The following is a 25050-nucleotide window of genomic DNA, read 5'->3' on the forward strand; positions in this document are numbered from 1 at the left end:
GATCAGCCGAGGTCGAGGCGGGCGCCGAGCCGCATGCTGCCCGGGGTGAGGCGGCTCAGCGCGCGCCCGAACTTGGCTTCGGGCGTGACGGGGACGACGGCCTTGTTGGACTTGACGGCCTTGACGATCTGGGTCGCCACCCGGTCCGGGGTGAAACCGCGTTTGCGGTAGAGCTTGTCGGTCCGGTCCCGCATCTTCGCCTGCTCCTCCGGGGTGGCGCCTGCGAAGTCGGTGGACTGGATGATGTTGGTGTGGACGACTCCCGGGCAGATGGCGCTGACGCCGATGCCGTGATTCACCAGTTCCGCTCGGAGACAGTCCGACAGCATGAACACTGCCGCCTTGCTCGTCGCGTACGCGGTCAGTCGCTTCTGCGGCGTGAATGCCGCGGCGGACGACAGGTTCACGATGTGCCCGCCGGTTCCGCGTTCGATCATCTGCTCGGCGAACGCGCGGGAACCGTAGACGACTCCCCAGAAATTCACGTCCATCACCCGCTCGAAGTCCTTCTGCGGGGTCTGCGTGAACGTGCCCGAATATCCGATTCCGGCGTTGTTGATCACGACGTCGGGGGTGCCGTGCTCGGCCTGCACCTTCTCCGCGAAGCGCTGCACCTCGTCCTCCACCGCGACGTCCACCTGATAGGCGTGGGAGCCCCCGCCGAAGATGGCGACGGCGCCGCCGCCCTTCATCTGCGCGGAGTTGATGAGATCGGAGGTCTGCTGCGCGGATTCGAGATCGCGGTCGGCGACCACCACCACTGCACCCTCGGACGCGAACGCGAGCGCGGTCTCGCGCCCGATCCCGCTGCCACCGCCGGTGACGACGACGAGAGTGCCGTCGAGATCCCGCAGGCGGTGATGCTTCCGTGCACCGCTGCGCCAGCCCCTGACTTCGCCGAGAAGACTCATGTGACCATCTTGTCCGAGTACGGTCGGTTGTGTGCTGATCTGGTACGTCAGCTATGGATCGAACATGGCTGCGACGCGTCTGACCTGCTACCTGCGCGGTGGTCGCCCGGCAGGGGGCAACCTCGTGCACGCGGGCGCCCGAGATGCGCGCGCTCCTCGGGCGTCGATGCCGGTGGTGATACCCGGCACGGTGTTCTTCGCGGGAGAGTCGCGGATCTGGGGCGGCGGCCGCGCCTTCTATGACCCCGACGCGCCCGGCACCGTCGCGGCCCGCGCCTTCCTGGTCACGCGGGAACAGTTCGAGGACATTCACGCGCAGGAACCCGCCTGCTACGACCGCCTGGTCGCACTCGGATCCCGCAACGGCGTTCCCATGCGCACGTTCACGACCCGTGCCCGCGGCGACGTCGTCGCCAGGAACGCGCCGGCGCCCGCCTATCTCGCGACCATCGCGGACGGTCTCCGCGAGGCGCACGGCTGGGACGAACCGAAGGTCGCCGATTATTTGACGCGACTTCGGGTTTCCTAGCCGACCCAACTGTGCTTACGTGAGACGGGCCACACGAGGTGGCGTTCACGAAAGGGAGTCGATGTCCGATCTGCATGTCGTAGCGACCATTCCTGCCAAGCCCGGCTCCGAGGACATTGTCGGCGGCGGACTGTCCGCGCTGGCCGCGGAAAGCCGCAAGGAAGAGGGCTGCATCTCGTACGAGGTCTTCGAATCAGCCGCGGTCGCGGGAACCTTCGTCACCGTGGAGGTGTGGACCGGCCAGGAGGCGCTCGACGCGCACATGCAGTCGCCGCACTTCCAGGCCGCGCTCGGGAAGTTCGGCGAGCACCTCGCCGGGGCACCGGGTATCCACCCGCTGAAGCCGGTTTCCTAGAGTCGTAGTTCGTGACCACACCACTCACCGTCATCGCCCCCGAAGGTCCGGCCCGCGGCGGCGTCGTCGTCATCCAGGAGGCGTTCGGCGTCACCGACCACATCGTCGACGTCTGCCGTCGTTTCGCCGCGGCCGGGTATCACACCGTCGCCCCGCACCTGTTCCACCGGAACGGGGATCCGGTGCTGGCCTACGACGACATGAAGTCGGCGATGTCGCTGATCGGTGAGCTCACGGCGGAGCACATCGACGAGGACGTCGACGGGGCCGTCGCGGCTCTGTCGGCGGCCTCGATCGCACCGCGGAACACGGCGATCGTCGGATTCTGCATGGGCGGGACCGTCGCGTTCCACACGGCGACCCGCCTCGACCTGGGCGCGGCGGCGAGTTTCTACGGCGGCGGCATCGCGAAGGCGCGGTTCGGGTATCCGACGCAACTCGATGCCGCGAGTCGGCTCCGGACACCGTGGCTGGGCCTGTTCGGCGACCGCGACAAGGGGATCCCGGCCGAGGAGGTCGAGGAACTGCGCACCACGCTCACCCACGCTCCGGTCGACACCGAGATCGTCCGCTACCCCGAGGCAGAACACGGCTTCCACTGCGACGACCGGCCCGCCGTGTACAACGAGGCGGCCGCCCGGGACGGATGGGCGCGAACGTTGCAGTGGTTCGGCACCCATGTCGACGGCACACGCGCAGCCGCCACCGACTGACCGCGGCCGAATCCCCTCGGGTGTACGGCGACGCAACATTCGTCCACGAGCAAGACAGGTCACGGCGTGTTGCCTTCGCCGTGTTTCTTGTGTCGCATTTCCGCAGGTTTCGACGTCGACGGCTCGCCGTTAATACGATGTGCGTCACAGGAGTACGTCGAAAACCCGTCTGACGTGGCGTCCGGTCTCCTTCATGCGCGAGACCCGTAATCGAACCGTTATAGTCGGCGGCATGACTTCAGTTCTCGGTGTATCCGTCGGCGCCAGCGCGGTGCGCTTCGCGTGCCACGACGCCGTGAGCCTCGAAACCCCGACCTTCCAATCACGGTCGGTGACCGCAACACTCGAACTGCCGGCGGAACTGGCCGCCGAATCCATCGGGACGGTACTCGCCGAACGGGACGAGGCCGACGAGGTGGAGGCCATCGGCGTCGCGTACCAGGACGACGCGCAGGCAGGTGCCATGCAGGCCGCGATGGCGCGGCTGCAGATCGGCAACTTCCAACTGGTCCCCGAAGTCACCGCCGCGCTGCAGATGCTGGAGATGTCCGGAGAACTCGGCGACCACTCGACGCTCGTGTTCTACGACCTCGGCAGTTCGGGTCTCACGGTCACCGTCCTGGACCGCGACTCCGGCATGGTGCTGAGCCGTGCACGCTCGGATCAGATCAGCGGCGACCTCGTCGACCGGCTGATCTGTGACAACCAACTCGAACTGAACCGCTTCGCGCACCCCGCCGACGCTGCGGCCGCCTTCGCGCTCGCCGCGCGGTGCCGCGACGCGAAAGAGCAGCTGTCCAGTAACGGCGCGGTGTGCATGCCGGGCGAGGGCGGTCTGCTGCTCCTGTCGCAGGACACCTTCGATTCGCTCATCGTGGGTCCCGTCGAGACGTCGGCGCGCCTCACCCGCGAGGTCATCCGCCGCTCGGGACGCGCACCCGACGCCGCGGTGCTGATCGGCGGCGGCGCGCACATTCCCATGGTCGCGTCGGTGATCGAGTCCTGGCTCGACCTTCCCGTGATCGTCCCCGCGCAGCCCGAATTGGTGGCGGCGGAGGGTGCGGCCCTGCTGGCGCTCCCGACATTCGACGAGTTCGTGGCACCCCTGCCCCGGCCGGAGCTGCAGCACGCACCGGAGCTGGAACCGGAACCTGAGCTGGAGCCCGAGACGCAGGCCCTGTGGCACTCGTCGTACCCGGACTCGGACTCGGACGAGGTGATCGCACCGGCCCGGAAGCGTCGGGGTCTCGTCCTCGCGGGCGGTGTCGTGGCCGTGGTCGCCGCGGTCGGTCTCGGACTCGGCTTCGGCACCGACCTTCTGCAGGGCTCGGAGGAGGAGGCGCAGCCGGCCGCCACGCAGGCGACAACGGAGGCGCCCGCCGCGCAACAGGCAGCACCGTCGCAACCCACGACGACCGCGGAGGTGCCGCCGCCGGTGGAGGCGGCTCCGTCGGTCGTCGACGAGCAGCCGGTGATCCCGCCGCAGACCGAGGTGCGCAGCAGATACCAGCCGCAGACACGGGCGCAGAGTCCGACGCAGGCGCCGGTCGCCCCCGAGACGCAGAGCGTCGCGCCGTCCGATACGTCGGTTCCGCCGACCACGACGGAACCCGCGCCGCTCATCCCGGGTCTGCCGCAATTCCAGATGCCGACGATTCCGCCGCCCGCACCACTTCCGATGCCGGAATTGCCGCGGATTCCCGGGCTCTGAGCCGCTATAACGAAGGGTGTCGTCGCGAGGCCCCGACACGCCTGCCGTGACCAAACCGTTATAGTCTCCACATGGTTTCAGCTCTCGGTGTATCGGTCGGTGCCAGCGCGGTGCGCGTGGCGTACCCGGACGACGAGGGGGCCGTGTTCCGGTCATTTCCCGTGGATTCGCCCCACACCCACCCGGAACAGCTGGTTGCCGACTCCATCGAAACGGTGATGGCCGAGTGCCCGGCCGCCGACGAGGTACAGGCGATCGGTGTCGCATATCGCGATCAGGCGCAGGCCGCTGCCGTGCAGGCCGCGATGGGCGACTGCCGGCTGGTCCCGGAGGTGGCGGCGGTGCTCCGGCAGCTCGAGGCGTCGGGACAGCTGGGCGACCATTCGACGCTCGTGTTCTACGACCTCGGCAGTTCCGGCCTCACGGTCACGGTCGTCGACCGGCTCACCGGGGAGGCGCTCGGGGCGGCACGGACCGACGAGATCAGCGGCGACGGCATCGACCGGTTGATCCGCGACCACCAACTCGAGCAGGAACGCATTGCCCGCCCGGCCGACGAGGCCGCGGAGTGGGCGCTCACCGAGCGCTGCCGGCGGGCCAAGGAGGAACTGTCCACCAACACGGCGGTCTGCGTGCCCGGCGACGGCGGTCTGCTGCTGCTCTCGCAGGACAATCTCGATTCGCTCATCGTCCGCCCCGTGGAGGCGTCGGCGCGCCTGGCGCGTGAGGTGATCGCGTCGTCCGGACGCAGACCGGACGCGGTGGTGCTGATCGGGGGCGGCGCGTACATCCCGCTGGTGGCGTCGCTGATGGAGTCGTGGCTCGCGCTTCCGGTGATCGTGCCCGCACAACCCGAACTGGTCGCCGCGGAAGGTGCCGCGGTGCTGGCGCAGGAGCATTCGGGTTCCTTCGGGGCCGGAGCGGCCGCCGAGAAGTTCGCGAAGCCGGTGATCCGGGCCGGTGCGCTGGCCGGTGGTGCGCTGGCGGTCGTCGCGGTGATCGGTCTCGGTCTCGGCTACGGCAACCACGTGCGGGGCGCCGAGGGCGAAGCGCAACCCGCCGCCACGCAGCCGAGCGCCGGGCAGGCGTCTCCGTCGCCCACGCCGTCACCGGTGGCGCCGCCGCCGGCCGCGGTGTCGATTCCGGAGCCGGCCCAGGAGGAGGCGAGCGTGCCGGATCCTGCGCCCGCACCGGCCCCCGCCCCGCGGCCCCTCATTCCCGGTCTGCCGCAGATTCAGCTGCCGACCCTGCCGCCACCCCCGCCGCTTCCTCCGCTGCCCCGGATTCCGGGCCTCTAGCGGCTCGGAGCGGGTTCTACCGGCGCAGCATGTCCCGGACGTGGCCGGTCTCGTTGACCGACGCCACCCGTCGCTCACCGCTGCGGGAGACGAGCACCCGCGTCACGGACACGTACTCGATCGGGAACACGAGGGGCCGGTCGAGGCCGAGAAGCTCCTGCAGGAACACGTTGATGACGCCGCCGTGCGCGAACACCGCGACGGTGTCCTCGTGGCCGGACTCCTCGACGATGCGGCCGAGGGAGTCGAACACCCTGGTGCGGAACGCGTCGGCGTCGACGGACTTCGGGAACTGCCCTGCCCGGATGCGGGCGTAGGCCTCCGGCGCCCGTGCCTCCGCCTCGTGGAACGGGATGTAGTGGTCGAGGTCGTAGTCGTATTCCGCGAGCCCGACGTATTCGGTGACGGGAAGGTTGAGCGCCTCGGCGACCGGCGCCGCCGTCTCGAGTGCGCGGCGCTGCGGGCTGCTCACGATCCGGGCGATGCGGTACGGGGCCAGCGCGGCGGGCAGCCGCTTGGCCTGCGCGTGACCTTCCTCGGTCAGTGCGGGGTCCGCGCGCACGCCGGACGTGGTGACGAGCTCGGGCAGCGCGTGGCGGATCAATAGCAGTTGCACGCACCTCAGCTTGCCAGCTCCCGCACCAGCGCCGCGATCTGGCCGGGCTGATCGATCATCGCGTGGTGGTGCGCGGGGCGCACGACGCGGAACGTGGCGCCCAGGAATTGCGCGAACTGCCTCTGCGTGCGGATCCACGCCGACCCCCAGGGCGTCGGGCGGCCGGTGTGGGCGGCGGCCACGACGACCGGCGCCGTGATCGTCGTGGTCCCGCGCAGCGCGGCCAGTTCCTGGGCCAGCGCCGGGTACGACGCGTTCTCGACGATCGAGGATTCGAGGTAGGCGGGCTCGCGGTAGATCCGCTCGACCCACCGGCGAGTGTCCGGGGCGACCCCGCCGGGCGGGGTCGAATGGTTCAGGATCCTGCGGACCGTGGGGCCGAGGAGTTTCTGCAGTCCCGTCGCGCTGGCCGCCCGGGCCACCCGCCTGCCTGCCGTGACGCGCCACCGGGTCGGGATCACGCGGTGCGGACGGGTGGTGACGGTGGCGTCCAGCAGAATCACGCCGCCGGTTCGCTCGGGGTACAGCCGCGCGAACGCCTCGACGTAAATGCCGCCGAGCGAGTGGCCGACGAGTACCGCCGGGGTGGTCACGCCGACCGCGTCGAGGACGCCGGAGATTCTGTCGGCCTCACCGCGAGCGGACGGCCGCCGGCCGGACGGGGGACTGAGTCCGTACCCGGGACGATCGATCCGCACGACGAGGCAGGTCCCGGACAGCAGTTCGACCACGTCGTCCCAGTCGAACCAGTTCCCGCCGAGGCCGCCGTAGAGGACGACGGGCGGGCCGTCGCCGTCGACGACCACGTGCACTCCCACGACCATTTCCCCAGGACGTTTCACGTGGAACCATCCTTTTCCGGGGTGACGTGAATCACGCTGAGTGCCACGAAGATCAGCCACCCGCAGAACGCGAGCAGTTGGACGCGCTGGCCGAGCCCGAGCCAGGCGTCCTGTTCGCCGCGCAGTCCGGCGGCCGTCAGCGTCCACACCGTGCCCCCGATGAACACGATCGCCACGGCCGCGCCGGTCACTTTCAGCCAGGCCGGCCAGCCGTACCGGAACGCGGCCAACAGGAACGCGAGGCTCGACACGACGGCACCCGTCGACGCGGACGCGCTGGTCACGGCGTGCAGATCGTGGGTGAGGGGCAGGTGCCCGGCGGACTCACGCGCCGCGCACACGGTGTCGGTGGTGGCCGCGCAACTCATCGGCAGGCGTGAATCGGCGATGGTCGCGACAGCGAACACGATCAGCCCGATCCATCCGACCGCCGTCACGCAGCCCTGCGAGTACCGCGACAGTCCGAGCACCCCGGCCACGGCGACGATGCAACCGGTCACCAGGTCGCTGGTGCGGAACACGAACCCGTACGGCTGGTCCGCGGCGGCGAGTTCGCTCGCGAACCCCCGCAGCGGATCGATGCCGGTGTCGAGGACGAATTCGAGTAGCCACGACGCATAGCCGACGGCGCCGAGGATCAGCAGCGCCGCGACGGCCACCCGGCCACGGGCGGTCATTGCCTCGGCTTGGCCAGGGGGAAGGCGAGGGTTTCGCGGATGCTGCCGCCGGTGATGAGCATGACCACCCGGTCGACGCCCATGCCGAGCCCACCGGTCGGGGGCATGGCGTGTTCGAGGGCCTGCAGGAAGTCCTCGTCGAGTTCCATCGCCTCCTCGTCGCCGCCGGCCGCGAGCATCGACTGCTCGGTGAGCCGGTTCCGCTGATCGACCGGGTCGGTGAGTTCGCTGTAGGCGGTGCCGAGTTCGATGCCCCACGCGACGAGGTCCCATTTGGCGGCGACCCCCGGAATAGTGGGGTGCGGACGCGTCAGCGGCGACATCGACGTGGGGAAGTTGGTGTAGAACGTGGGGAACTCGGTGTAGTCCTCCACCAGGTGCTCGTACATCTCCTGCGCCACGGCACCGGCGTCCCACGCCGACTGGTACGGGATCTCGTGCTCGTCGCAGAGCCGTTGCAGTTCCGCGAGCGGCGTCTCGGGTGAGACGTCGACGCCGAGTTTCTCGGCGACCGCCTGGTGCATCCTCTTGACGGGCCATTCGCCGGAGATGTCGACCTCCACCAGCCTGCCGTCGGGGCCCGGGCGCATGATGATCTCGCGCCCGTACGCCGCGACCGCCGCGGTCTGGATGAGCTCCCGGCACAGGACCATCATCTTCTCGTAGTCGCTGTGCGCCTCGTACGCCTCGAGGATCGTGAATTCGGGGTTGTGCTTGAAATCGACGCCCTCGTTGCGGAAGACGCGGCCGATCTCGAACACCTTCTCCATGCCCGCGACGCACAGACGCTTGAGGTACAACTCCGGCGCGATCCGCAGGTACAGGTCCAGGTTGTAGGCGTTGATGTGGGTGAGGAACGGGGCCGCGTTGGCGCCGCCGTGCACCTGCTGCAGGATCGGGGTCTCCACCTCGAGGAAGCCGCGTCCGCCGAGCGAATCGCGCAGCGACTTCACGACTGCGCTGCGGGCCTCGAGCAGGCGGCGGGCGTCGGAGTTGATGGCGAGGTCGACGTACCGCTGCCGGACCCGGGTTTCCGGGTCGGACAGGCCCTTCCACTTGTCGGGCAGGGGGTGCAGGCACTTGCCGGTCATGCGCCACTCGTTCGCGAGCAGCGACAGCGCGCCGCGACGGCTGTATCCGATGACGCCGGCCACCTCGACGAGGTCGCCGAGGTCGAATTCGGCGGCGAACGCCCGGATGCGGTCGGTACCCACCCGGGCCTCGTCGACGAGGATCTGGATGTCGCCGGACCAGTCCCGGACCACCGCGAACACGACGCCGCCGTAGTCGCGGATCCGGAGCAGGCGGCCTGCGATGCGGACGGTGGTCCCCTCCGGCGACTCCACGGCCTCGGTCACCGTGTGCGAGGGCGGAAGTGCAACCGGGTAGGGGTCGATGCCCTGTTCTGCGAGGCCGGCCAACTTGTCGAGCCGGACGCGAACCTGCTCGGGACGTTTCGGTCCGGTCGTGGTCGGTGCGAGGCCCTCGCCGGGTGCGCTGCCGTCGGAGTGCAGTCCCTCGGCGGCGACGAGCGCGGCGGGGACCGCGGCGTGGTGGCCGGTGTGCTCGATGGCGTCGTGGGTGCCGGAACGGCCGAACCGGGGCAGCGTCACGAATCCTTCCGCGACGGCCGAGGCGAATCCGACGCGGAGCAGTTCCCGGTTGTCCTCGAAGCAGAGGAACCGCGGCACCCATTCCGGCTGGTACTTCACGTTGGACCGGTAGAGCGCCTCGAGCTGCCACCAGCGGGAGAAGAACACGAGGATCGAGCGCCAGATCCGCAGGATCGGTCCGGCCCCGATGCGGGAGCCCTCCTCGAAGACCGAACGGAACACCGCGAAGTTCAGCGACACCTTGGTGATGCCGAATTGGTCGGAGTTGGTGGCCAGTTCGGACACCATCAGCTCGACCACCCCGTTGGGGGAGGTCGGCCTGCGGCGCATCAGGTCGAGGGAGACGCCCGTGGGTCCCCACGGAACCAGCGACAGGATGCCGTCGATCTCGCCGTCCTCGGCGACGGCCTCCACCAGCAGGCAGTCGCCGTCGAGGCGGTCGCCGAGCCGGCCGAGGGCCATCGAGAAGCCGCGCTCGGTCTCGGTGTCCCGCCACGAGTCTGCGAGCCGGATGGCCTCGGCCATCTCGTCGGGGGGAACGTCGCGGTGCCTGCGGATCCGGACGGTGATGCCCTGGCGGCGGACGCGGGTGACGGCCTGGCGGACCTGCCGCATGTCGCGTCCGCTGAGGTTGAACTCGCGGGTGCGGAGGATGGCCTCGTCGCCGAGTTGGAGGACGGTGAGTCCGGCTTTGTTGTAGGCGGTGGCCCCGGTTTCGCTGGCGCCCATCACGGCGGTGGCCCAACCGTATTGGGACGCGAGCGCCTGCCATGCCTCGATCGCGTGCGGCCACGCCTCCGGGTCGCCGATCGGATCGCCGCTGGCCAGGCACACACCCAGTTCGACGCGGTAGGTGATGGCCGCTTTCCCGCTGGGCGCGAACACGACGGCCTTGTCGCGGCGGGTGGCGAAGTAGCCGAGGGAGTCGTCGGCGCCGTACTGCAACAGCAGTCCGCGCAACGCCGATTCGTCGTTGCCGGTGAGCGCGTTGTGGGAGCGCTGGGCGCGGAACAGGGTGATGACGGCGGCCAGCAGGGCGAGCGCGCCGAACAGGCCGAGGAGGGTGTTGACGAATCCGTGCGGTCGACCGCTGAACTGTTCGTTGTCGGCGGCGGCGAGCGCGGTCACGCGGTTGAGCGCCCACAGGAACCGTTCGCCCTGCGGCAGGGTGCCGGGGAACAATTCGACGAGTCCCCACCCGACGAGGGTGCCGATGGCGAGACCGACGATGAGGACGCCCAGCGCTTTCCAGCCTGCGCCGCGCCGGACCCGGGTGTAGAACTCGGGCCGGGCCGCGATCAGGATGCCGATCAGCACCACCTGGACCACGGCGGCGACCATCGCATTGACGTTCCGGTCGGTGATGCTCACGATCACGTTGGTGATCAGAATCAGAGTCAGATAGATCGTCAGCAGCCACCACGCGATCCGCTTGCGGCTCGCCAGCGCCGCCGCGAGCAGCGCGACCACCAACGCCCACGACAGGCTGGTGTCGGGCGCGTCGAAGTAGTAGGTGTCGACGTACTCCCGCGGCACGTGCACGTAGTAGCGCAGTACCGGCGAGATGCTCCACAGGAACACGAGCACCGAGAAGACGCCCAGGATCAGTCCCGCGATGTGGGGAACCTGGTGCAGGCGCCCGTTCTTCGAGCCGAGGGCGGGCCGGGGCCGTGGTGCGGTGAGGTCGGCCTCGGACGCGTGGTGGGTCTCGGTGCTAGCTGACATCGAGCGTTTCCTTCCCGGCAAGAGATACGTACCGATCACGGGAGACAGATGTTCCAGTGTTCAGTGTGAGCCGTCGGGCCGCGATTTGGGTGAAGAGGGAAGATAGAGGCATGTCCGACATTCACGACGCCGTGCCGATCCGCGACGAATCCATCCGTCTCGGCCAATTCCTGAAGCTCGCCAACCTCATCGAGTCGGGGGCCGAGGCGAAGGAAGTGATCGCCGACGGACTCGTGTCGGTGAACGGCGAGGTCGAGGTGCGGCGGGGTCGGCAGTTGCGGGACGGGGACGTCGTGGAGATCGGTGGGATGACGGCTCGGGTGAGTTCTCAGTCCTGACGGGCGGCGGTCGCGAACCGCTGTAGGAACAGTGCCTCGGCGACGGCGAGGTTCTCGATTTCGCTGGGATCCACACTCTCGTTGGGGGCGTGGATGAGGCAGCGCGGTTCCTCCACCCCGATCAGGGCGATCTCCGCGGTCGGGATCACGGCGGCGAAGACGTTGCACAGCGGGATGGAGCCGCCCTGCCCGGCGGTTCCGAGTTGCTTCCCGAACGCCTCCTCCATCGCCGCGCCGAGGGCCGCGTACCCGGGACCGTCCGTGGTGGCGCGGAACGGTGAGCCCACCGCTTCGCGTTCCACCGTCACCCGCGCATTCCACGGGGTGGCGTTCTCGAGGTGCGCGGCGAGCGCGTCCTGCGCCTGCTGTGGGTCCATGCCCGGCGGTACGCGCAGGTTGAGGCGGGCCGAGGCGCGCGGCGCGATGGCGGCGGCGGAGCCGACCACGGGCGGGCAGTCGATGCCGAGGATGGTCAGCGCCGGCCGGGCCCACACGGCGTCGGCGACGGACCCGGAACCCGCGAGACCGACACCGTCGAGCACCCCGGCGTCCGTGCGGAACTGGGCCTCGGGGTAGTCGACGCCGGTCCACGTCTGGTCCGATTCGAGACCGTGAACGACGGTGTTGCCGTCCGCGTCACGCAGGGTGGCAAGCATCTGGACGAGCGCCGCGAGTGCGTCGGGGGCCGGCCCGCCGAACATGCCCGAATGCACCTCCCCGGCCAGGGTCTCGACGTGCACCACCACGTTCGCGATGCCGCGCAGCGTGGTGGTGACGGTGGGTCTGCCGACGGCGGCGTTCCCGGTGTCGACGACGAGGATCATGTCGGCGTCGAACAGTTCGGGCCTGGCCTCGACGAGGTTCTCGAGCCCGCCGGTGCCCATCTCCTCGGACCCTTCGGCGACGATTCGGATGCCGACCGGGAACGGGGTGCCGAGTGCGCGCAGCGCCAGCAGGTGCATCACGATGTTGCCCTTGCAGTCGGCCGCGCCGCGCCCGTACCAGCGCCCGTCCCGCTCGGTGAGGGTGAACGGGTCGGTGTGCCAGAGTTTCTCGTCGCCGGGCGGTTGAACGTCGTAGTGGCAGTACAGCAGCACCGTCGGGGCGCCGTCCGGGGCGGGTTGATGTCCGACGACGGCGTGTGAACCGTCGGACGTCTCGATCAGTTCGACGTGTCCGATTCCGGCTCCGACGAACGCGTCCTCGACCCATTCGGCGGCGCGAACGCATTCCTCCGGTGGGAACTGCCGCGGATCGGCCACCGACCGCATGGCCACCAGCTCGGCGAGTTCGTCACGCGCCGTGGGCATCAGCGCGGCCACCTTGGAACGGATTTCGTCGGACATCAACGCCTCCTCGAAATTCAGACTCAGCGGACGACGACGCCGTCCTGATCGCTGTAGACGGTCTCGCCGGGGTTGAACGTCACGCCGCCGATCTCGATCGGGACGTTCTTCTCACCGGAGCCGGTCTGGGTGCTCTTGCGGGGGTTGGTGCCGAGTGCCTTGACGCCGATGTCCAGGGTCTTCAGGATCGCCGAGTCGCGGACCGCGCCGTTGACGATCACGCCGGCCCAGCCGTTGTCGACGCCGCGGCCGGCGATGATGTCGCCGACCAGCGCGGTGTGGATGCTGGCGTCGCCGTCGACCACGAGGACGCCGCCGTTGCCGGGCTCGCCGAGGGTCTGCTTGACCAGCAGGTTGTCCTGGAAGCACTTGATGGTGGTGATGGGGCCGGAGAACACTTCACGGCCGCCGAACTGGATGAACTGCGTGTCGCAGCTCCGGATGTCGGGTCCGATCTCGTCTGCCAGGTCAGCGGTTGCCACGGGTTCAGTCATACGCGCCAGGATAGAGGTCCGGCGCTGGGAGAATGCGAGCCATGACCATTGCAGTGACTGGAGCCACGGGGTCGGTCGGCGGCAAGGTGCTCGAGCGGCTCGGCGGCGGCGCCGGTGTGCGGCTGATCGGGCGGAACGCGCAGCGGCTCGAGCCGCTGGCCGAGCATTTCGACTCCGGGTTCGCCGTGGCCGCGTACGCCGACGGTCCGGCGATGACGACCGCGCTGGACGGCGTCCGGTTGCTGTTCCTCGTCTCGGGTCGCGAGAGCGCGACCCGGCGCGAGGAGCACCGCACCGTCGTGGACGCGGCCCGGGCCGCCGGGGTGGAGCGGATCGTCTACCTGTCGTTTCTGGGTGCCGCGCCCGAGTGCACGTTCACGTTCGGCCGCGACCATTACTTCACGGAGCAGCACATCCGGGAGAGCGGCCTGAAGTTCACGTTCCTGCAGGACGGCTGGTATCAGTCGATGATTCCGCTGATGGCCGACGACCAGGGCGTCATCCGGGGACCCGCCGGCGACGGCCGGGTGAGCGCGGTGGCGCCCGACGACGTCGCGGATGCCGTGACGACAGTGCTCACCACCGGCAACGGCGACCACGACGGCGTCACCTACCGCCTGACCGGACCGGACGCGTTCACCCTCACCGAGGCCGCCGAGACGATCACGAGGGTGACCGGACGTTCGGTGCGTTTCGAGAACGAGACCCTGGCCGAGGCGTACGCGTCCCGGGCCCACTACGGGGCGCCGGAATTCGAGGTCGCAGGGTGGGTGACCTCGTACGCAGCGATCGCGGCCGGTGAGTTGGCGGTGGTGACGGGCGACGTCGAGGCGCTCACCGGGCGCCCGCCGCAGACCTTTGCCGACTACCTTTACAGCTACACTTGACCCGTCCTGGCATAGCGAGCGGTAGATAGGTCTTTGATGGTCAGCTCATCCAAGGGTGCGACGCCGCCCATCGAGGTCGGCAACGCGGCCGACTGGCGCCGCCTCGAACCCACGAAGTTGACGCCGATCCTCAGCGCCTCCCTCGACGCATTCTACGAACACGGCTTCCACGGCACCTCGGTGCGCGACATCGCCCGCCGAGTCGGTGTCACGGTACCTGCTCTGTACTACCACCACGAGAACAAGGAGGCCGTTCTCCTCGCGCTTCTCGAACTCTCCACCAGCGACGTCCTCGAGCGGGCCCACGCGGCGAGCGCCGACGGCGGCGACGATCCGGTGCAGCGGCTCGCCAACGTGATCGAGGCGATCGTGCTGCGGATGACCATGCGGTCCCGCCTGGCGGCGCTCGAGAGCGAGGTGCGTTACCTGAGCCCCGACAACCGGCAGCGGTACCGCACCGTCCGCAAGGGTGTGGAGGAACTGGTCCTCGAGATCGTCAAGGAAGGCAAGAAGCGGGAACTCTTCGACGTGGCGGATGCCGCGGAGACCACGCGGGCGCTTCTCGGTATGTGCCAGTCGATTCCGCGCTGGTATCACGCCGAGGGCAAGCTGACCCCGGACGCCGTGGCCCGCAAGTACGTCGAGATCGCCATGAAGACGGTCGGTTCCACCGAGCTTCCCGTCAAGCCGAAGAAGAGGCGCACCGCCGACGTCTGACCGGCGATGCGCCCCGGCAGGGTGCGGGTTTCAGCTCCCCAGACCCGATGACGCGACGACGTCGAACTGTGCCGTCGCCTCGGCGGGGGTGCCGTTCGGCGGGGTGAACGTGAATACGACGGAGTAGCGGCCGGCCTCGTGCGTCCGGATCGCGGCCGTCCCGGCACCGAGGGTGAGCGGGATGCTGCGGGTGTTCACGTCGCCGTCGGGTTCGGTGATCTCGAGTTCGACCGGGGTGGATCCGTCCGTGCCGGTCGGGGTGGGAGTGACCAGCGTCCCGAGCGTCACCAGATTGTTGGCGCGGACGGTGCCGATCGGCGGAATGACGGTGATCTGGTAGGTGGTGGCGGCGGTTGCCGTGGGCGCCAGAGCAAGTGTGGCCGCTCCTGCCAGTGCGGCAATGGTCAGGGTCCCTCGAGTGAAGTTCACGCAATCCCTTCCTGTCGACGGTCGCTACGCGCAGCCACGTTACGGCAGAACGGGGAGTTGCCCACCCTCATTCGCCGTGTGTCCGAGAATAGTTCGAACACACGGCTTTACGTCGATCAGGCGTCCAAAGCTGTTCGGGATGAGGTGTTTTCCGGCGCGACCGTACCGTTGGTGTGCTGCACGGGGCAGGTTCGGGGGAAGGTACCCAGTTTCTCCACTGCGTACCCGTTCGGGTAGCTGCGAATGTTGGGCAGGTCGCGGGCGAACTTGGGCACCGCGCGCACGGGATAGAACCGGACGAGGCGGGCGCGGGCCTTCAACGCACCGCGGGACAGCGTCCGCACGAGGCGGGACGGCCTGCGGTAGGCGAACGCGTCGAGAAGGGGATCGTCCATCAGCGCCCACGAAAACCGTTTGATCAGGGCGGCGGGAGCGAGATTGTTCGGTGGGAACGTGCACAGGAGGTCGAGCGTGGAGTCGGCGACGGCGCGGCCGCCCAGGTCGAAGAGGAAGTGTTCCCGCTCGTAGTCGTCCAGGAACTTCTCGAATGCCTCGAAGGTCTCGGAAATCTCCTTGATGCCCATGTACTTGCCGAGCGCGCGGTAGTAGTTGGTGGAACCGACGATCTCGTTGCGGGTGAGCTTCCGCCAGCCGAAGTCTTCGATCCAGCGCGCGGGGATCACCACGAACGTCGACAGTACGTACCGCATGTCGTCGTTGGAGATGTCGTAGGAGCCGTGCATCTGGTTCATCCGGCGGATGCCGGCGCGGCCGGGGTCGCTGGTGAGGCCGTGTTCGAGGACCGCGTCGAGGATCAGGCCGGTGTCGTCGTAGCGTTTCTGGACGCGTTCGGTGAATTCGCCGGTCTCGAACAGCAGTCTGCCGATGGTGGGCACCGCGTACGTCCGGAACAGCGCGAAGCTGAGGGCCTGGTTGATGTCCCAGGGAAACTCCTGCGTTGCGAGAATCCGGGCGATCTCTTCGTACTGCGTCTCGGGGTCGAGGCGGTCGGTCCGGCGACGTAGGTCGAAGCGTTTCATGAGTTTCACTTCCTGCAGCGGCTGTGACAGATGGCCAGGCAATTTAGCGATCGTTCAGGTGACTCGACTGTATCTCCCGTCACAGTGCGACGCCAGAGTGGCATTATGCAAACACATGGCACGAAATTCACCGCAGACCGACCGCATCGTGATGCTGACGGAACTCCTCGCCGACGAGCCGGAGACGCCCCGGAGCCTCGCCGACATCGCCCGGCACCTCGGCGTCGCGAAGGCCACCTGCTATCCGATGGTCGTCGCGCTGACCGAGGCCGGCTGGCTCATCCGGCACCCCACCCGCAAGACCTATCGACTCGGTCCCGCACTGATCCCGGTCGGGCGAGCCGCGGAGACGGCCACGGACGTCGTCGACCTCGCGCGGTCGGTGATGCACGAACTGGCCGACGCGTCCGACATGGCGTCCATCGCGTTCGTGCAATCGGGAAGCGACGTAGTGGTCGCGGAGGTGGTGCAACCGGTCGGCGGGCGCCGGGGAACCCTCGGGCTGCGCCTCGGCGACAAGGTGCTGCTGGTGCCGCCCATCGGTTCGGGGATCGCGGCCTGGTATCCGCAGGAGCAGCGCGACGAGTGGTACGCCCTCGGCGGGCAGAGTCTGGGTGTCGACGTGGACGTGCTGCGCGCGACGTACGAGCCGGCCCTCGCGCTCGTCCGGGAGCGCGGGTACGCGATGGAATGCATGCAGCAGCAACAGCATTCGCTCGCAGATACGGTGTCGGAACTCCGCGGACGCGGAGTGGGCGGACACCGCTCGACCGTCGCGCTGCGAGAGGCGCGCAAACTGCTGTCGGCGGATGCGGTGGTCGGTGACATCGACCCGGAGGGCAGCTACCAGCCGCTGTCGATCAACGCGGCGGCGTTCGACCGCGACGGTGAACCGGCGGTCGTGCTGTGCGTCGCCGATGCGTCCCGGCCGATGTCGGGGGTACGCACGGCGGAAATCGGTGAATTGGTCCGCGACGCCGCGGCCCGGGTGACGACCGCCATGCACGGCCGCCACCCGTGAGTACTTGTTAACCGCGGGGGGGCTGTTGCAAAATCCCGGCGGCTGATCAGCGTGTCACGGCGCCCTGGCCTGGGATTTCTTGGATAATGTGTTGGTGGCCAAGGGATATCGTCCGGTGAATCGTGATCAGCAGTTCCTGTTACCGCCGGACATGCGGGAATGGGTACCGGCCACGCATCCGGTGTGGACGGTGATCGAGATCGTCGACACCCATCTCGACACGTCGGCGTTCCACGCGTCCCGCCGCACCGGCGGTGCGGGCCGGGCCGGGTACGACCCGGACATGCTGGTGACCCTGCTGATCTGGGCGTGGTCGCGGGGAATGCGGTCGTCACGGCAGATCGAGCGGGCCTGCACCGAGGACATCTCGTTCCGGGTGATCTGCGCCGGGAACACCCCCGACCACGTCACGATCTCCCGGTTCCGCAAGGACAACCACACCGCCTGTCAGGACCTGTTCACGCAGGTCCTGATCCTGGCCGCGTCGCTGGGGTTGGGCCGGCTCGAAACGATCGCGCTGGACGGGGTGAAGATCGCCTCGAACGCCTCGAAGGGCGCCAACCGCACCGAGGCCGGGCTCGGTCAGGCGGCCGAGGCCGAGGCCGCGCGGATCGCCGCGGCCGCCACGGCCGCGCACGCGGTGACCGACGACGCCGAGGACGACCTCTACGGACCCGACGATCCGGGCCCGGGACAGGTGCCGGCGGAGCTGGCCGACCCGGGCACCCGGACGGCACGAATCGCGGAGGCGATGGCCCAACTCGAGGCGGACAAGCGGGAGCAGGACACCGCACGGGACCGGAAGGCAGACGACTACCTGGCCCGCCTCGACGCCGGTGAGAAGGTGCGCGGCCGGGTCCCGGTCGGGGCCGAGGTCGCCGCCGCACGCCGACGACTGGAGGAGGCGGTCACCGCCCAGCAGGCGACCCTCGACCGATTCGAGGGAGCGTCCGCTGCCGGGGCCCGGGGCCACCGGTTCGCACCGAAACCGGTCGACGAGCACCACCTGGTGCGGCGGCGGCGCACCGAACTCGACACCGCCCTGGCCAAGCAGGCCGCACGCGATGCCGCCGTCGGCCGGCGTCGCCGCAACACCACCGACCCCGACTCACGGCTGCAGCCACTGCGCGGCGGCGGCTGGCTGCAGGGCTACAACTGCCAGGCCTTCACCAGCGCGGACGGGCTGATCCTGGCCACCGGCGTCGGGACTAGCCCCGCCGACTACGACTACTTCCCCGACCTGGTCGAGCGGGCCGGGCGGGCCGCGCAACTGATCGACACCACCCGCCGCACCACCACCCCCGCCGACACCAACCCGGCCCCGGCCCCGGCCCCGGCCCCGGCTCCGGCTCCGGCTCCGGAGGAGTTGATCGGGGTGATGCTCTTCGACGCCGGCTACTGCTCCCGCGAGAATCTGACCTCCCCGGGCCCGGACCGGTTGATCGCCACCGGCAAAGCCCGCGACCTCGAAACCGCCGCGGCGAAGGACCCGGTCACCGGATCCCCACCACCACACACCGATCCGATCGAAGCGATGACCCACCGCCTGCGCACCGAGGACGGCATCGCCACCTACCGCCAGCGCTCACACATCGCCGAAACCGTGTTCGGGCACGCCAAACACAACCTCGGATTCCGGCGCTTCACCGGCCGCGGCCTCGACCGGGCCCGCAGCGAATGGGCCTTCCACGCCGCCGTCCACAACATCGGCAAGATCCTCACCCACCTGACCGACGGGAACACCCTCCCGGCCACCACCTGACCGGCAGCCCGGGGCGGGCGGGCCGCACCTTCCGCCGACCCACCCAACACGCCGACCACAGCCACACCACCGTCACTCAATTCCGCAACAGCCCCCCGGCGGTTAACAAGTACTCACGGGTGGGAGTCGGGCTCCGAGTCCGTGGAGTGCTGCGTGTGGTTGGTGGTCGGGGTCGACTGCTCCCGGCGTTCGAATGCGAGGTCCATCTCCAGGTCCTCGTGCTGGTTGTGCCGGAACAGGATGAAAAACACCACCCAGCCGACCAGTGCGACGAGGATGTAGCTCACGAGGCGGTAGACGAACACAGCCGCGAGCGCCTGCGACGCGGTGGCCCCCGCCGCGGTCAGTGTGGCGATCAGTGTGCCGTCGACGAACCCCAGCCCGCCCGGGGCCAGCGGAATGCTGGCCACGGCCTTGGCGGCCGCGAACGCGATCAGCAGACCCGCGAATGATGGTTCCGCGCCCACCGCCCAGCACGCGAAACCGAGGCACGCGACGTCGGCGAGCCGGTGCACCGCGGACCAGCCGAACGTGATGATCGAATCCTTGCGCCTCAGCTCGACCGAATCGAGCTGGCTCAGGATTTCCCGCCACCGGTCGGCGCCGGCTGCGGGAGGATTCTTGCGGATCTTGTTGTACCGGGCGAGCACCCACAGCCCGATCGACTCGATGGAATCGGGGTTACGTGAGATGTATCGCAGTGCGTAGAACAAGCCGAACGCGGCCACCAGCGACAGCGCGAGGGTGACCGGACTCACCTTGGTGCCCACCGCGAATGCGCCTACAGCGCCGAGAAGCGCGAGGCTTCCCGCGGCGATCACACCCGAGATCGCCAGCTGCCAGGACGCGACGATGGGGGTGGCACCCCACTTGCGGGTCTGCTTGTAGGTGAAGGCGGTGGAGAACACCTGACCGGCGGGGAGGCTCACGGCCATCGCGGTGCTCGCATAGATCACGGACACCGACTTCAGCTGGGTGACGACGACTCCGCCTGCCTGCAGCAGTCGCTGCTGGACCGCTCCGTACCCGCTCAGGGACACCGCCTGGGCTGCGATGCACGCCGCGACCCACCCCCAGTGGATCTCGGTGAGCGCTTTCCACGAGTCGCTGAGTGTGGGCCACAGATAGATTCCCTCGACGGTCAGCAGGGCCAGGAGGCCGGCGCCGAGTAGCCATTTGATCCACCAGTATCGGCTTCGCTGCCGAGGATGCTCGGCAGTGGGCGGGTCGGATCGAGGCTGTGCCACCTGACCAGCGTAACCAACGGGTAGCGGATTACTCCGGATAGTCCTCCGGCCAAGCCAGATGGGTGTTGCGGCGACGGCCCCGCAGCTGGACCTGTTCGCCGAGTTCCCAGTGTGCCTGTTCGTCGTCGTCCGCGAAATACAGGGCACTCGTCGACGCCAGCACGCGGCTGGGGTGCAGCTTGGCGAGTTCGGTGAGCCGCGACGCCTCGTTGACGGGGTCTCCGATCACCGTGTACTCGAAGCGTTCGGCGGCGCCGATGTTGCCTGCGACGGCGAGGCCCGCGGAGACGCCGATGCCGACGTCGAGGCCGGTGATCTCGTTCAACGCGAACCGCAGCTCCCGGGCCGCGGCCAGCGCCGCCGTCGGTGCGTCCGGGCGGTCGAGCGGGGCGCCGAAGATCGCGAGCGCCGCGTCACCCATGAACTTGTTGACGAAGCCGTGGTGCCGGTCGATCACGTCGACGACGACGCGGAAGAACTCGTTGAGCAGGTTCACGACCTCGCCGGGGGGACGTTCCGCGGCGGCGCCGGTGGAGCCGACCATGTCGACGAACAGGACGGCGACGAACCTCGTCTCGCCGCCGAGTTCGGTGCCGAACTGCAGTGCCCGCCGCGCCACGTCCTCACCGACGTGCTGACCGAACAGTTCACGCAGCAGCCGGCGCTCGTCCGACTCGCGCATCATGCGGTTGAACCCGACCTGCAGCCGCCCGACCTCGCTGCCGTCGAACACCTCGACGCGGACGTCGGTGGCGCCCCGCTGGACGCGTTCGATGGCCCGTCGCAGCTGCTTGATCGGGTCGGAGATCTGGCTGGCCGTCAGCATCGACAGCGCGAACGCCTGCGCGATCGCGATGATCGACAGCAGCATGATCGCCCACGCGAGCGCGTCGGGGGAGAACACCAGGTCGGTGGTTATCTGCGTCACGCACAGCAGGATGATGCCGATGACGGGCATCAGCGTTCCGAGTCCCCACGTCATCGCCATCCGGGTGCCGACGCCGGGGGCCATGGTCCGGTCGAACTCGCCCTCGCTGAGCGCGCGGGCGGCCACCGGTCGCAGGATGCGTTCGCCGAGCATGTACGTGAAGCCGAACGTGGTGGTTGCGGCCATGCAGACGGTGACGATCACCGCGACCGCCAGTTCCGGCATCTCGGTGATGGTGAGGAGCACGAAGATGATGCCGCCGAGGATCCACAGCACGAGGTGCACGATCGCCTGCCGCAGCGGTGCGTGCAGCGCCGACATCTGCTCGCTGCGCGTCGGCGGGCCTCCCCGCAACTGCCAGCGGACGACCGACCGCAGCATCATCGCGGCGGCAGTGAGACTCACCACGGCGGCGAACGCGAGATAGCCGCCGAAGATCGCGACGTTGCGCACCCGGTCGGCCATGATGGCTGCCGATTCGGGGATCGGCACGCCGTACCGGACGAAGGCGAACACGAGGATGGCGCCGATGAAATTGGCGAGGAGCATCGAGATCATATAGAGCGGCCATCTGCTGCGGACCGTCGCCGCGATCGCTCTATAGGATTTCCGCACGCCGTTCAATTTAGCGGGGGGTGTACCGGGTGGCGTAGGACACGTCCCCTAAACGGCGCATATGCGTGCCCTGCGCACGTGTTTCCCGCGCGAAGCACCCGGCGCCGCCCGAACCCCGATACGCTCCGCAGGTGAACGCGAACGAGCAACGCTCGGACACTGCCGCGGTAACACAGGGCGGGGGTCACCCTTCGGCGTCGGTGCACCCGGTGGTGCGGGTGGCGGCCGAGTGGACGTGGCGGCTACTGGTCATCTTCGCCGGCCTGCTGACCCTTGGATACATCGTGACCAGGCTCGACACCGTCCTGATCCCGGTGGGGCTGGCGCTCCTGGCGTCGGCGCTGTTGGTGCCGCTCGTCGACTGGCTGCAGGGCAAGGGGGTGCCGCGGTCGGCCGCCGTCCTCGTCGTCCTCATCGGGTCGATCGGCATCGTCGCCGGGATCATGACGTTCGTCGTCGAGCAGTTCATCGAGGGTCTTCCCGGCCTCACCGAACAATTCGAGGCGAGCGTCACACAGATCCAGGGGTGGCTCACGGACGGCCCGTTCCACTTCAGCGAGGATCAGATCCGGCAGGCCGGCGATTCGGTGGTCAAGTCGATCCAGGAGAACCGGCAACAGCTGACGAGTGGCGCACTGACCACCGCCACGGTCGTCGGCGAGATCTTCACCGGCGCCCTGCTGACGCTGTTCACCCTCATCTTCTTCCTCTACGGCGGCTCCCAGATCTGGGAGTTCGTCACCCGCCTCGTCCCCACCAGGTCACGGCGGCGGGTCCGGCTGGCGGGAAGCGAGGGGTTCGGCTCGCTGATCGGGTACGTCCGGGCCACGGTGGCGGTGGCCGCCGCGGACGCCATCGGGATCGGCGCGGGACTCGCGATCCTCGGGGTTCCGCTCGCGCTGCCGCTGGCGTCGCTCGTGTTCATCGGTGCGTTCATCCCGATCGTCGGTGCGTTCCTCACCGGGTTCCTCGCGGTGCTCGTGGCCCTCGTCACCAAGGGATTCCTCACCGCGCTGATCGTGCTCGGCATCATCATCGGGGTGATGCAACTGGAGGCCCACGTGCTGCAGCCACTGCTGCTCGGCCGCGCGGTCCGGTTGCACCCGCTCGCGGTGGTGCTGGCCATCACCACCGGCATCGTCCTCGCCGGGATCGTCGGCGGCCTGCTGGCGGTGCCGATCGTCGCGCTGCTGAACACGGCGGTGCGGTCACTGCTGTCGGCGGACCCCGAAGCCACCTACGACGCACTCGAGGTCGACGACCCGTCGGTCCCGCTCTATCCGGCCGAAGCCGACACGCCGCCTCACCACGACCCGCACTCGGAGAACCCGGCGCAGACCGATGACCGACGAGAGTGAACACCGCAGCCGCCTGCACTACCGGCCGCGACCCGCGACCGAACTCGACACCCAGCCGGACGCCCCGCTGTGGCGTGCGGCGCAGGCGTTCCGCCTCGTCACGCTGGTGTACGCGATCAGCTACCAGATCGTGTCGGTGCAGTACTACACCCATCAGCGGCTGAGCTGGTTCTTCATCGCCCTGATGGCGGTGTGGTCGGGACTGTCGGCGGTCCTGCTGTCCCACGGACGGGTCCCGCGCTACCAGGTCGTGATCGCCGACCAGGTGATCGCCATCGCGCTGATGGCGTCGACGCGCGTCGTCTCCGATCACGATTGGTACAGCCACCATCAGACGCTGCCGACGACGCTGTGGGTCACCAACGCGGTGATCTCTGCCGCCGTCTTCGGCGGGCCGTGGCTCGGCATGGCGTCCGGGGTGCTCATGGCGACCGTGAGCGCGGTGGTGCGCGACCAGGTCAACCTCGACCTGTGGAAGGATGCGACGGCGCCCGTCCTGGTGTCGGTGGGGTTGGCGCTCGGGCTCGCCACCACCACCGCGAGGCGCGCGCAGGCCCAACTGGAGCAGGCCGTGCGGTTGGCCGCCGCCACCGAGGAACGGGAACGACTCGCCCGTGAGGTGCACGACGGCGTCCTGCAGGTGCTGGCGCTCGTGCGCCGCAGGGGCAACGAGATCGGCGGGCCCGCAGCCGAACTCGCGGAGCTCGCCGGAGAACAGGAAGTGGCGCTGCGCATGCTGATCTCCGAGCAGGGCGCGGGTGTCGCGTCGGATCTGGGTGGGAGCGCGATCGACGTGCGACTGCTGCTGGGCACGCGGGCGAGCACCACGGTGTCCGTGTCGACTCCGGCGGATCCGGTGGCGATCGAGCGCGGCCGGGCGACCGAACTCGTCGCGATCGTCGACACGGCACTGTCCAACGTCGCGCTGCACGCGGGGACCGGCGCACGGGCATACGTGTTGCTGGAGGACCTGGGCGGCGAGGTGATCGTCAGCGTCCGCGACGACGGCAGCGGCATCGCCCCGGGACGGCTGGCCGAAGCGGAGGCCGAGGGGCGCATGGGAGTATCGAAATCCATTCTGGGCCGCGTCGGCGCGCTCGGCGGCACCGCCGAACTCGACACCGAACCCGGCCAGGGCACCGAATGGGAGATCCGTGTGCCGAAGGGAGACGAAACGCATGGGTGACCCGGACACCGGCGAACAGATCACCGTGATGGTCGTCGACGACCACCCGATGTGGCGGGACGCCGTGGCCCGCGACCTCGACGGCGCCGGGTTCACCGTGGTCGCCACGGCGGACGGCGTCGCCGCCGCGGGACGCCGGGCTGCGGCAACCCGTCCCGCTGTCGTGCTCATGGATATGCAACTGCCGGACGGCAACGGGGCCGCCGCCACCGCCGCCGTCCTGGACGTGTCGCCGGACAGCCGGGTGCTGGTGCTGTCGGCCTCGTCCGAGCGTGACGACGTCCTCGACGCCGTCAAGGCAGGCGCGTCCGGGTACCTCGTGAAGAGCGCGTCCGTCGAGGAACTGCTGGACGCGGTGCGGGCCACCGCCGCCGGGCAGGCGGTGTTCACGCCGGGCCTCGCGGGACTCGTGCTGGGGGAGTACCGCCGAATGTCGAGCGCACCCGCCGACGAGCAGGGCCCCGCCGTCCCCAAGCTGACGGAACGGGAGACCGAGGTGCTGCGGTTCGTCGCGAAAGGGCTCAGCGCCAAGCAGATCGCGAACAAGCTCTCGCTGAGTCACCGCACCGTCGAGAACCACGTCCAGGCCACCCTCCGCAAGCTGCAGTTGGCCAACCGCGTCGAGCTGACCAGGTACGCCATTGAGCAGGGCCTCGAGTAGCCGTGAGTACTTGTTAACGTCCGGCGGTTAA

Annotated in this window: 24 protein-coding genes; 13 read left to right on the forward strand and 11 right to left on the reverse strand. The window is 69.1% G+C overall.

Features of this window, described 5'->3' with window-relative positions; genetic code table 11:
* Positions 1–2: 2 nt before the first annotated feature.
* On the reverse strand, positions 3–911 hold the full coding sequence (locus CA951_RS00505) for an SDR family NAD(P)-dependent oxidoreductase (RefSeq protein ID WP_087554983.1): 909 nt from the start codon (positions 909–911) through the stop codon (positions 3–5).
* A gap of 31 nt (positions 912–942) precedes the next feature.
* On the opposite strand from CA951_RS00505, the gene CA951_RS00510 reads away from it, so the two are divergent.
* From CA951_RS00510 to CA951_RS00530, 5 genes are all read left to right on the forward strand, one after another.
* Entirely contained in the window at positions 943–1440 is a 498-nt protein-coding gene (locus CA951_RS00510; RefSeq protein WP_087554984.1) for a hypothetical protein, read from the forward strand.
* Between the two features lie 61 nt (positions 1441–1501).
* The gene (locus tag CA951_RS00515) at positions 1502–1795 is read left to right on the forward strand and encodes a putative quinol monooxygenase (RefSeq protein WP_072942817.1); all 294 of its coding nucleotides are present in this window, start codon (positions 1502–1504) and stop codon (positions 1793–1795) included.
* Positions 1796–1806: 11 nt separating this feature from the next.
* Positions 1807–2508 (forward strand): dienelactone hydrolase family protein, encoded by a 702-nt coding sequence (locus CA951_RS00520; RefSeq protein ID WP_087554985.1) that lies wholly within the window; start codon positions 1807–1809, stop codon positions 2506–2508.
* A gap of 232 nt (positions 2509–2740) precedes the next feature.
* Positions 2741–4219 carry an Hsp70 family protein gene (locus CA951_RS00525; protein ID WP_179220065.1) on the forward strand — a complete coding sequence of 493 codons (1479 nt, stop codon included), beginning with the start codon at positions 2741–2743 and terminating at the stop codon, positions 4217–4219.
* A gap of 71 nt (positions 4220–4290) precedes the next feature.
* Positions 4291–5517 carry an Hsp70 family protein gene (locus tag CA951_RS00530; protein ID WP_087554986.1) on the forward strand — a complete coding sequence of 409 codons (1227 nt, stop codon included), beginning with the start codon at positions 4291–4293 and terminating at the stop codon, positions 5515–5517.
* Positions 5518–5533: 16 nt separating this feature from the next.
* Here the strand turns inward: CA951_RS00530 and CA951_RS00535 are convergent, their stop codons facing one another.
* Genes CA951_RS00535 through lysX form a run of 4 tightly spaced genes read right to left on the reverse strand, consistent with a single transcriptional unit; the run spans position 5534 to position 10990 of the window.
* The gene (locus CA951_RS00535; protein ID WP_087554987.1) at positions 5534–6133 is read right to left on the reverse strand and encodes a histidine phosphatase family protein; all 600 of its coding nucleotides are present in this window, start codon (positions 6131–6133) and stop codon (positions 5534–5536) included.
* Positions 6134–6138: 5 nt separating this feature from the next.
* Positions 6139–6957: an alpha/beta fold hydrolase gene (locus tag CA951_RS00540; RefSeq protein WP_087554988.1), complete on the reverse strand. Its 819-nt coding sequence runs from the start codon at positions 6955–6957 to the stop codon at positions 6139–6141.
* Positions 6958–6971: 14 nt separating this feature from the next.
* A complete protein-coding gene (locus CA951_RS00545; RefSeq protein ID WP_087554989.1) occupies positions 6972–7652 on the reverse strand; it encodes a DUF998 domain-containing protein in 681 nt (226 codons plus the stop codon).
* A complete protein-coding gene (gene lysX, locus CA951_RS00550; RefSeq protein ID WP_087554990.1) occupies positions 7649–10990 on the reverse strand; it encodes a bifunctional lysylphosphatidylglycerol synthetase/lysine--tRNA ligase LysX in 3342 nt (1113 codons plus the stop codon). The genes CA951_RS00545 and lysX overlap by 4 nt, the downstream gene beginning before the upstream one ends.
* 110 nt (positions 10991–11100) lie before the next feature.
* On the opposite strand from lysX, the gene CA951_RS00555 reads away from it, so the two are divergent.
* Positions 11101–11328, forward strand: a complete 228-nt coding sequence (locus tag CA951_RS00555) for an RNA-binding S4 domain-containing protein (RefSeq protein WP_005263380.1) — start codon at positions 11101–11103, stop codon at positions 11326–11328.
* Here the strand turns inward: CA951_RS00555 and CA951_RS00560 are convergent.
* On the reverse strand, positions 11319–12674 hold the full coding sequence (locus CA951_RS00560; RefSeq protein ID WP_087554991.1) for a dipeptidase: 1356 nt from the start codon (positions 12672–12674) through the stop codon (positions 11319–11321). The two genes, CA951_RS00555 and CA951_RS00560, sit on opposite strands and share 10 nt — an antisense overlap.
* Before the next feature lie 23 nt (positions 12675–12697).
* Positions 12698–13168: a ribonuclease E activity regulator RraA gene (gene rraA, locus CA951_RS00565; RefSeq protein ID WP_005563989.1), complete on the reverse strand. Its 471-nt coding sequence runs from the start codon at positions 13166–13168 to the stop codon at positions 12698–12700.
* Between the two features lie 41 nt (positions 13169–13209).
* On the opposite strand from rraA, the gene CA951_RS00570 reads away from it, so the two are divergent.
* Positions 13210–14055: an SDR family oxidoreductase gene (locus tag CA951_RS00570; RefSeq protein ID WP_087554992.1), complete on the forward strand. Its 846-nt coding sequence runs from the start codon at positions 13210–13212 to the stop codon at positions 14053–14055.
* Positions 14056–14091: 36 nt separating this feature from the next.
* The gene (locus tag CA951_RS00575; protein ID WP_087554993.1) at positions 14092–14772 is read left to right on the forward strand and encodes a TetR/AcrR family transcriptional regulator; all 681 of its coding nucleotides are present in this window, start codon (positions 14092–14094) and stop codon (positions 14770–14772) included.
* A gap of 30 nt (positions 14773–14802) precedes the next feature.
* Here CA951_RS00575 and CA951_RS00580 read toward each other — a convergent pair whose 3' ends face one another.
* Both CA951_RS00580 and CA951_RS00585 read right to left on the reverse strand, forming a co-directional pair.
* Positions 14803–15201 (reverse strand): hypothetical protein, encoded by a 399-nt coding sequence (locus CA951_RS00580; RefSeq protein ID WP_087554994.1) that lies wholly within the window; start codon positions 15199–15201, stop codon positions 14803–14805.
* Between the two features lie 116 nt (positions 15202–15317).
* Positions 15318–16241, reverse strand: a complete 924-nt coding sequence (locus CA951_RS00585; protein ID WP_087554995.1) for an oxygenase MpaB family protein — start codon at positions 16239–16241, stop codon at positions 15318–15320.
* Positions 16242–16356: 115 nt separating this feature from the next.
* Between CA951_RS00585 and CA951_RS00590 the strand changes: the two genes are divergently transcribed.
* Positions 16357–17262 (forward strand): IclR family transcriptional regulator, encoded by a 906-nt coding sequence (locus tag CA951_RS00590; protein ID WP_087554996.1) that lies wholly within the window; start codon positions 16357–16359, stop codon positions 17260–17262.
* 115 nt (positions 17263–17377) lie between these two features.
* Positions 17378–19024 (forward strand): transposase, encoded by a 1647-nt coding sequence (locus tag CA951_RS00595; protein WP_087555312.1) that lies wholly within the window; start codon positions 17378–17380, stop codon positions 19022–19024.
* Positions 19025–19137: 113 nt separating this feature from the next.
* Here CA951_RS00595 and CA951_RS00600 read toward each other — a convergent pair whose 3' ends face one another.
* A complete protein-coding gene (locus CA951_RS00600; RefSeq protein ID WP_087554997.1) occupies positions 19138–20271 on the reverse strand; it encodes a YbhN family protein in 1134 nt (377 codons plus the stop codon).
* A gap of 28 nt (positions 20272–20299) precedes the next feature.
* Positions 20300–21757, reverse strand: coding sequence for an adenylate/guanylate cyclase domain-containing protein (locus tag CA951_RS00605; protein ID WP_072947540.1), 1458 nt, complete (start codon positions 21755–21757; stop codon positions 20300–20302).
* A gap of 188 nt (positions 21758–21945) precedes the next feature.
* On the opposite strand from CA951_RS00605, the gene CA951_RS00610 reads away from it, so the two are divergent.
* Genes CA951_RS00610 through CA951_RS00620 form a run of 3 tightly spaced genes read left to right on the forward strand, consistent with a single transcriptional unit; the run spans position 21946 to position 25019 of the window.
* On the forward strand, positions 21946–23172 hold the full coding sequence (locus CA951_RS00610) for an AI-2E family transporter (RefSeq protein WP_087554998.1): 1227 nt from the start codon (positions 21946–21948) through the stop codon (positions 23170–23172).
* Positions 23156–24358: a MacS family sensor histidine kinase gene (macS, locus tag CA951_RS00615; protein ID WP_087554999.1), complete on the forward strand. Its 1203-nt coding sequence runs from the start codon at positions 23156–23158 to the stop codon at positions 24356–24358. The genes CA951_RS00610 and macS overlap by 17 nt, the downstream gene beginning before the upstream one ends.
* On the forward strand, positions 24351–25019 hold the full coding sequence (locus CA951_RS00620; RefSeq protein WP_087555000.1) for a response regulator transcription factor: 669 nt from the start codon (positions 24351–24353) through the stop codon (positions 25017–25019). The genes macS and CA951_RS00620 overlap by 8 nt, the downstream gene beginning before the upstream one ends.
* Positions 25020–25050 lie beyond the last annotated feature (31 nt).

Origin of the sequence: Rhodococcus sp. NCIMB 12038, assembly GCF_002165735.1 — a bacterium.
Taxonomy (GTDB): Bacteria; Actinomycetota; Actinomycetes; order Mycobacteriales; family Mycobacteriaceae; genus Rhodococcus_F.

Excerpts from the sequence above, each read along its gene's own strand:
- CA951_RS00545 (WP_087554989.1), bottom strand. The coding sequence starts at position 7,652 with ATGACCGCCCGTGGCCGGGTGGCCGTCGCGGCGCTGCTGATCCTCGGC.
- CA951_RS00560 (WP_087554991.1), bottom strand. The coding sequence starts at position 12,674 with ATGTCCGACGAAATCCGTTCCAAGGTGGCCGCGCTGATGCCCACGGCG.
- CA951_RS00515 (WP_072942817.1), top strand. The coding sequence starts at position 1,502 with ATGTCCGATCTGCATGTCGTAGCGACCATTCCTGCCAAGCCCGGCTCC.
- CA951_RS00605 (WP_072947540.1), bottom strand. The coding sequence starts at position 21,757 with ATGATCTCGATGCTCCTCGCCAATTTCATCGGCGCCATCCTCGTGTTC.
- lysX (WP_087554990.1), bottom strand. The coding sequence starts at position 10,990 with ATGTCAGCTAGCACCGAGACCCACCACGCGTCCGAGGCCGACCTCACC.
- CA951_RS00585 (WP_087554995.1), bottom strand. The coding sequence starts at position 16,241 with ATGAAACGCTTCGACCTACGTCGCCGGACCGACCGCCTCGACCCCGAG.
- CA951_RS00540 (WP_087554988.1), bottom strand. The coding sequence starts at position 6,957 with ATGGTCGTGGGAGTGCACGTGGTCGTCGACGGCGACGGCCCGCCCGTC.
- CA951_RS00570 (WP_087554992.1), top strand. The coding sequence starts at position 13,210 with ATGACCATTGCAGTGACTGGAGCCACGGGGTCGGTCGGCGGCAAGGTG.
- CA951_RS00530 (WP_087554986.1), top strand. The coding sequence starts at position 4,291 with ATGGTTTCAGCTCTCGGTGTATCGGTCGGTGCCAGCGCGGTGCGCGTG.
- rraA (WP_005563989.1), bottom strand. The coding sequence starts at position 13,168 with ATGACTGAACCCGTGGCAACCGCTGACCTGGCAGACGAGATCGGACCC.
- CA951_RS00590 (WP_087554996.1), top strand. The coding sequence starts at position 16,357 with ATGGCACGAAATTCACCGCAGACCGACCGCATCGTGATGCTGACGGAA.
- CA951_RS00525 (WP_179220065.1), top strand. The coding sequence starts at position 2,741 with ATGACTTCAGTTCTCGGTGTATCCGTCGGCGCCAGCGCGGTGCGCTTC.
- CA951_RS00505 (WP_087554983.1), bottom strand. The coding sequence starts at position 911 with ATGAGTCTTCTCGGCGAAGTCAGGGGCTGGCGCAGCGGTGCACGGAAG.
- CA951_RS00555 (WP_005263380.1), top strand. The coding sequence starts at position 11,101 with ATGTCCGACATTCACGACGCCGTGCCGATCCGCGACGAATCCATCCGT.
- CA951_RS00620 (WP_087555000.1), top strand. The coding sequence starts at position 24,351 with ATGGGTGACCCGGACACCGGCGAACAGATCACCGTGATGGTCGTCGAC.
- CA951_RS00575 (WP_087554993.1), top strand. The coding sequence starts at position 14,092 with ATGGTCAGCTCATCCAAGGGTGCGACGCCGCCCATCGAGGTCGGCAAC.
- macS (WP_087554999.1), top strand. The coding sequence starts at position 23,156 with ATGACCGACGAGAGTGAACACCGCAGCCGCCTGCACTACCGGCCGCGA.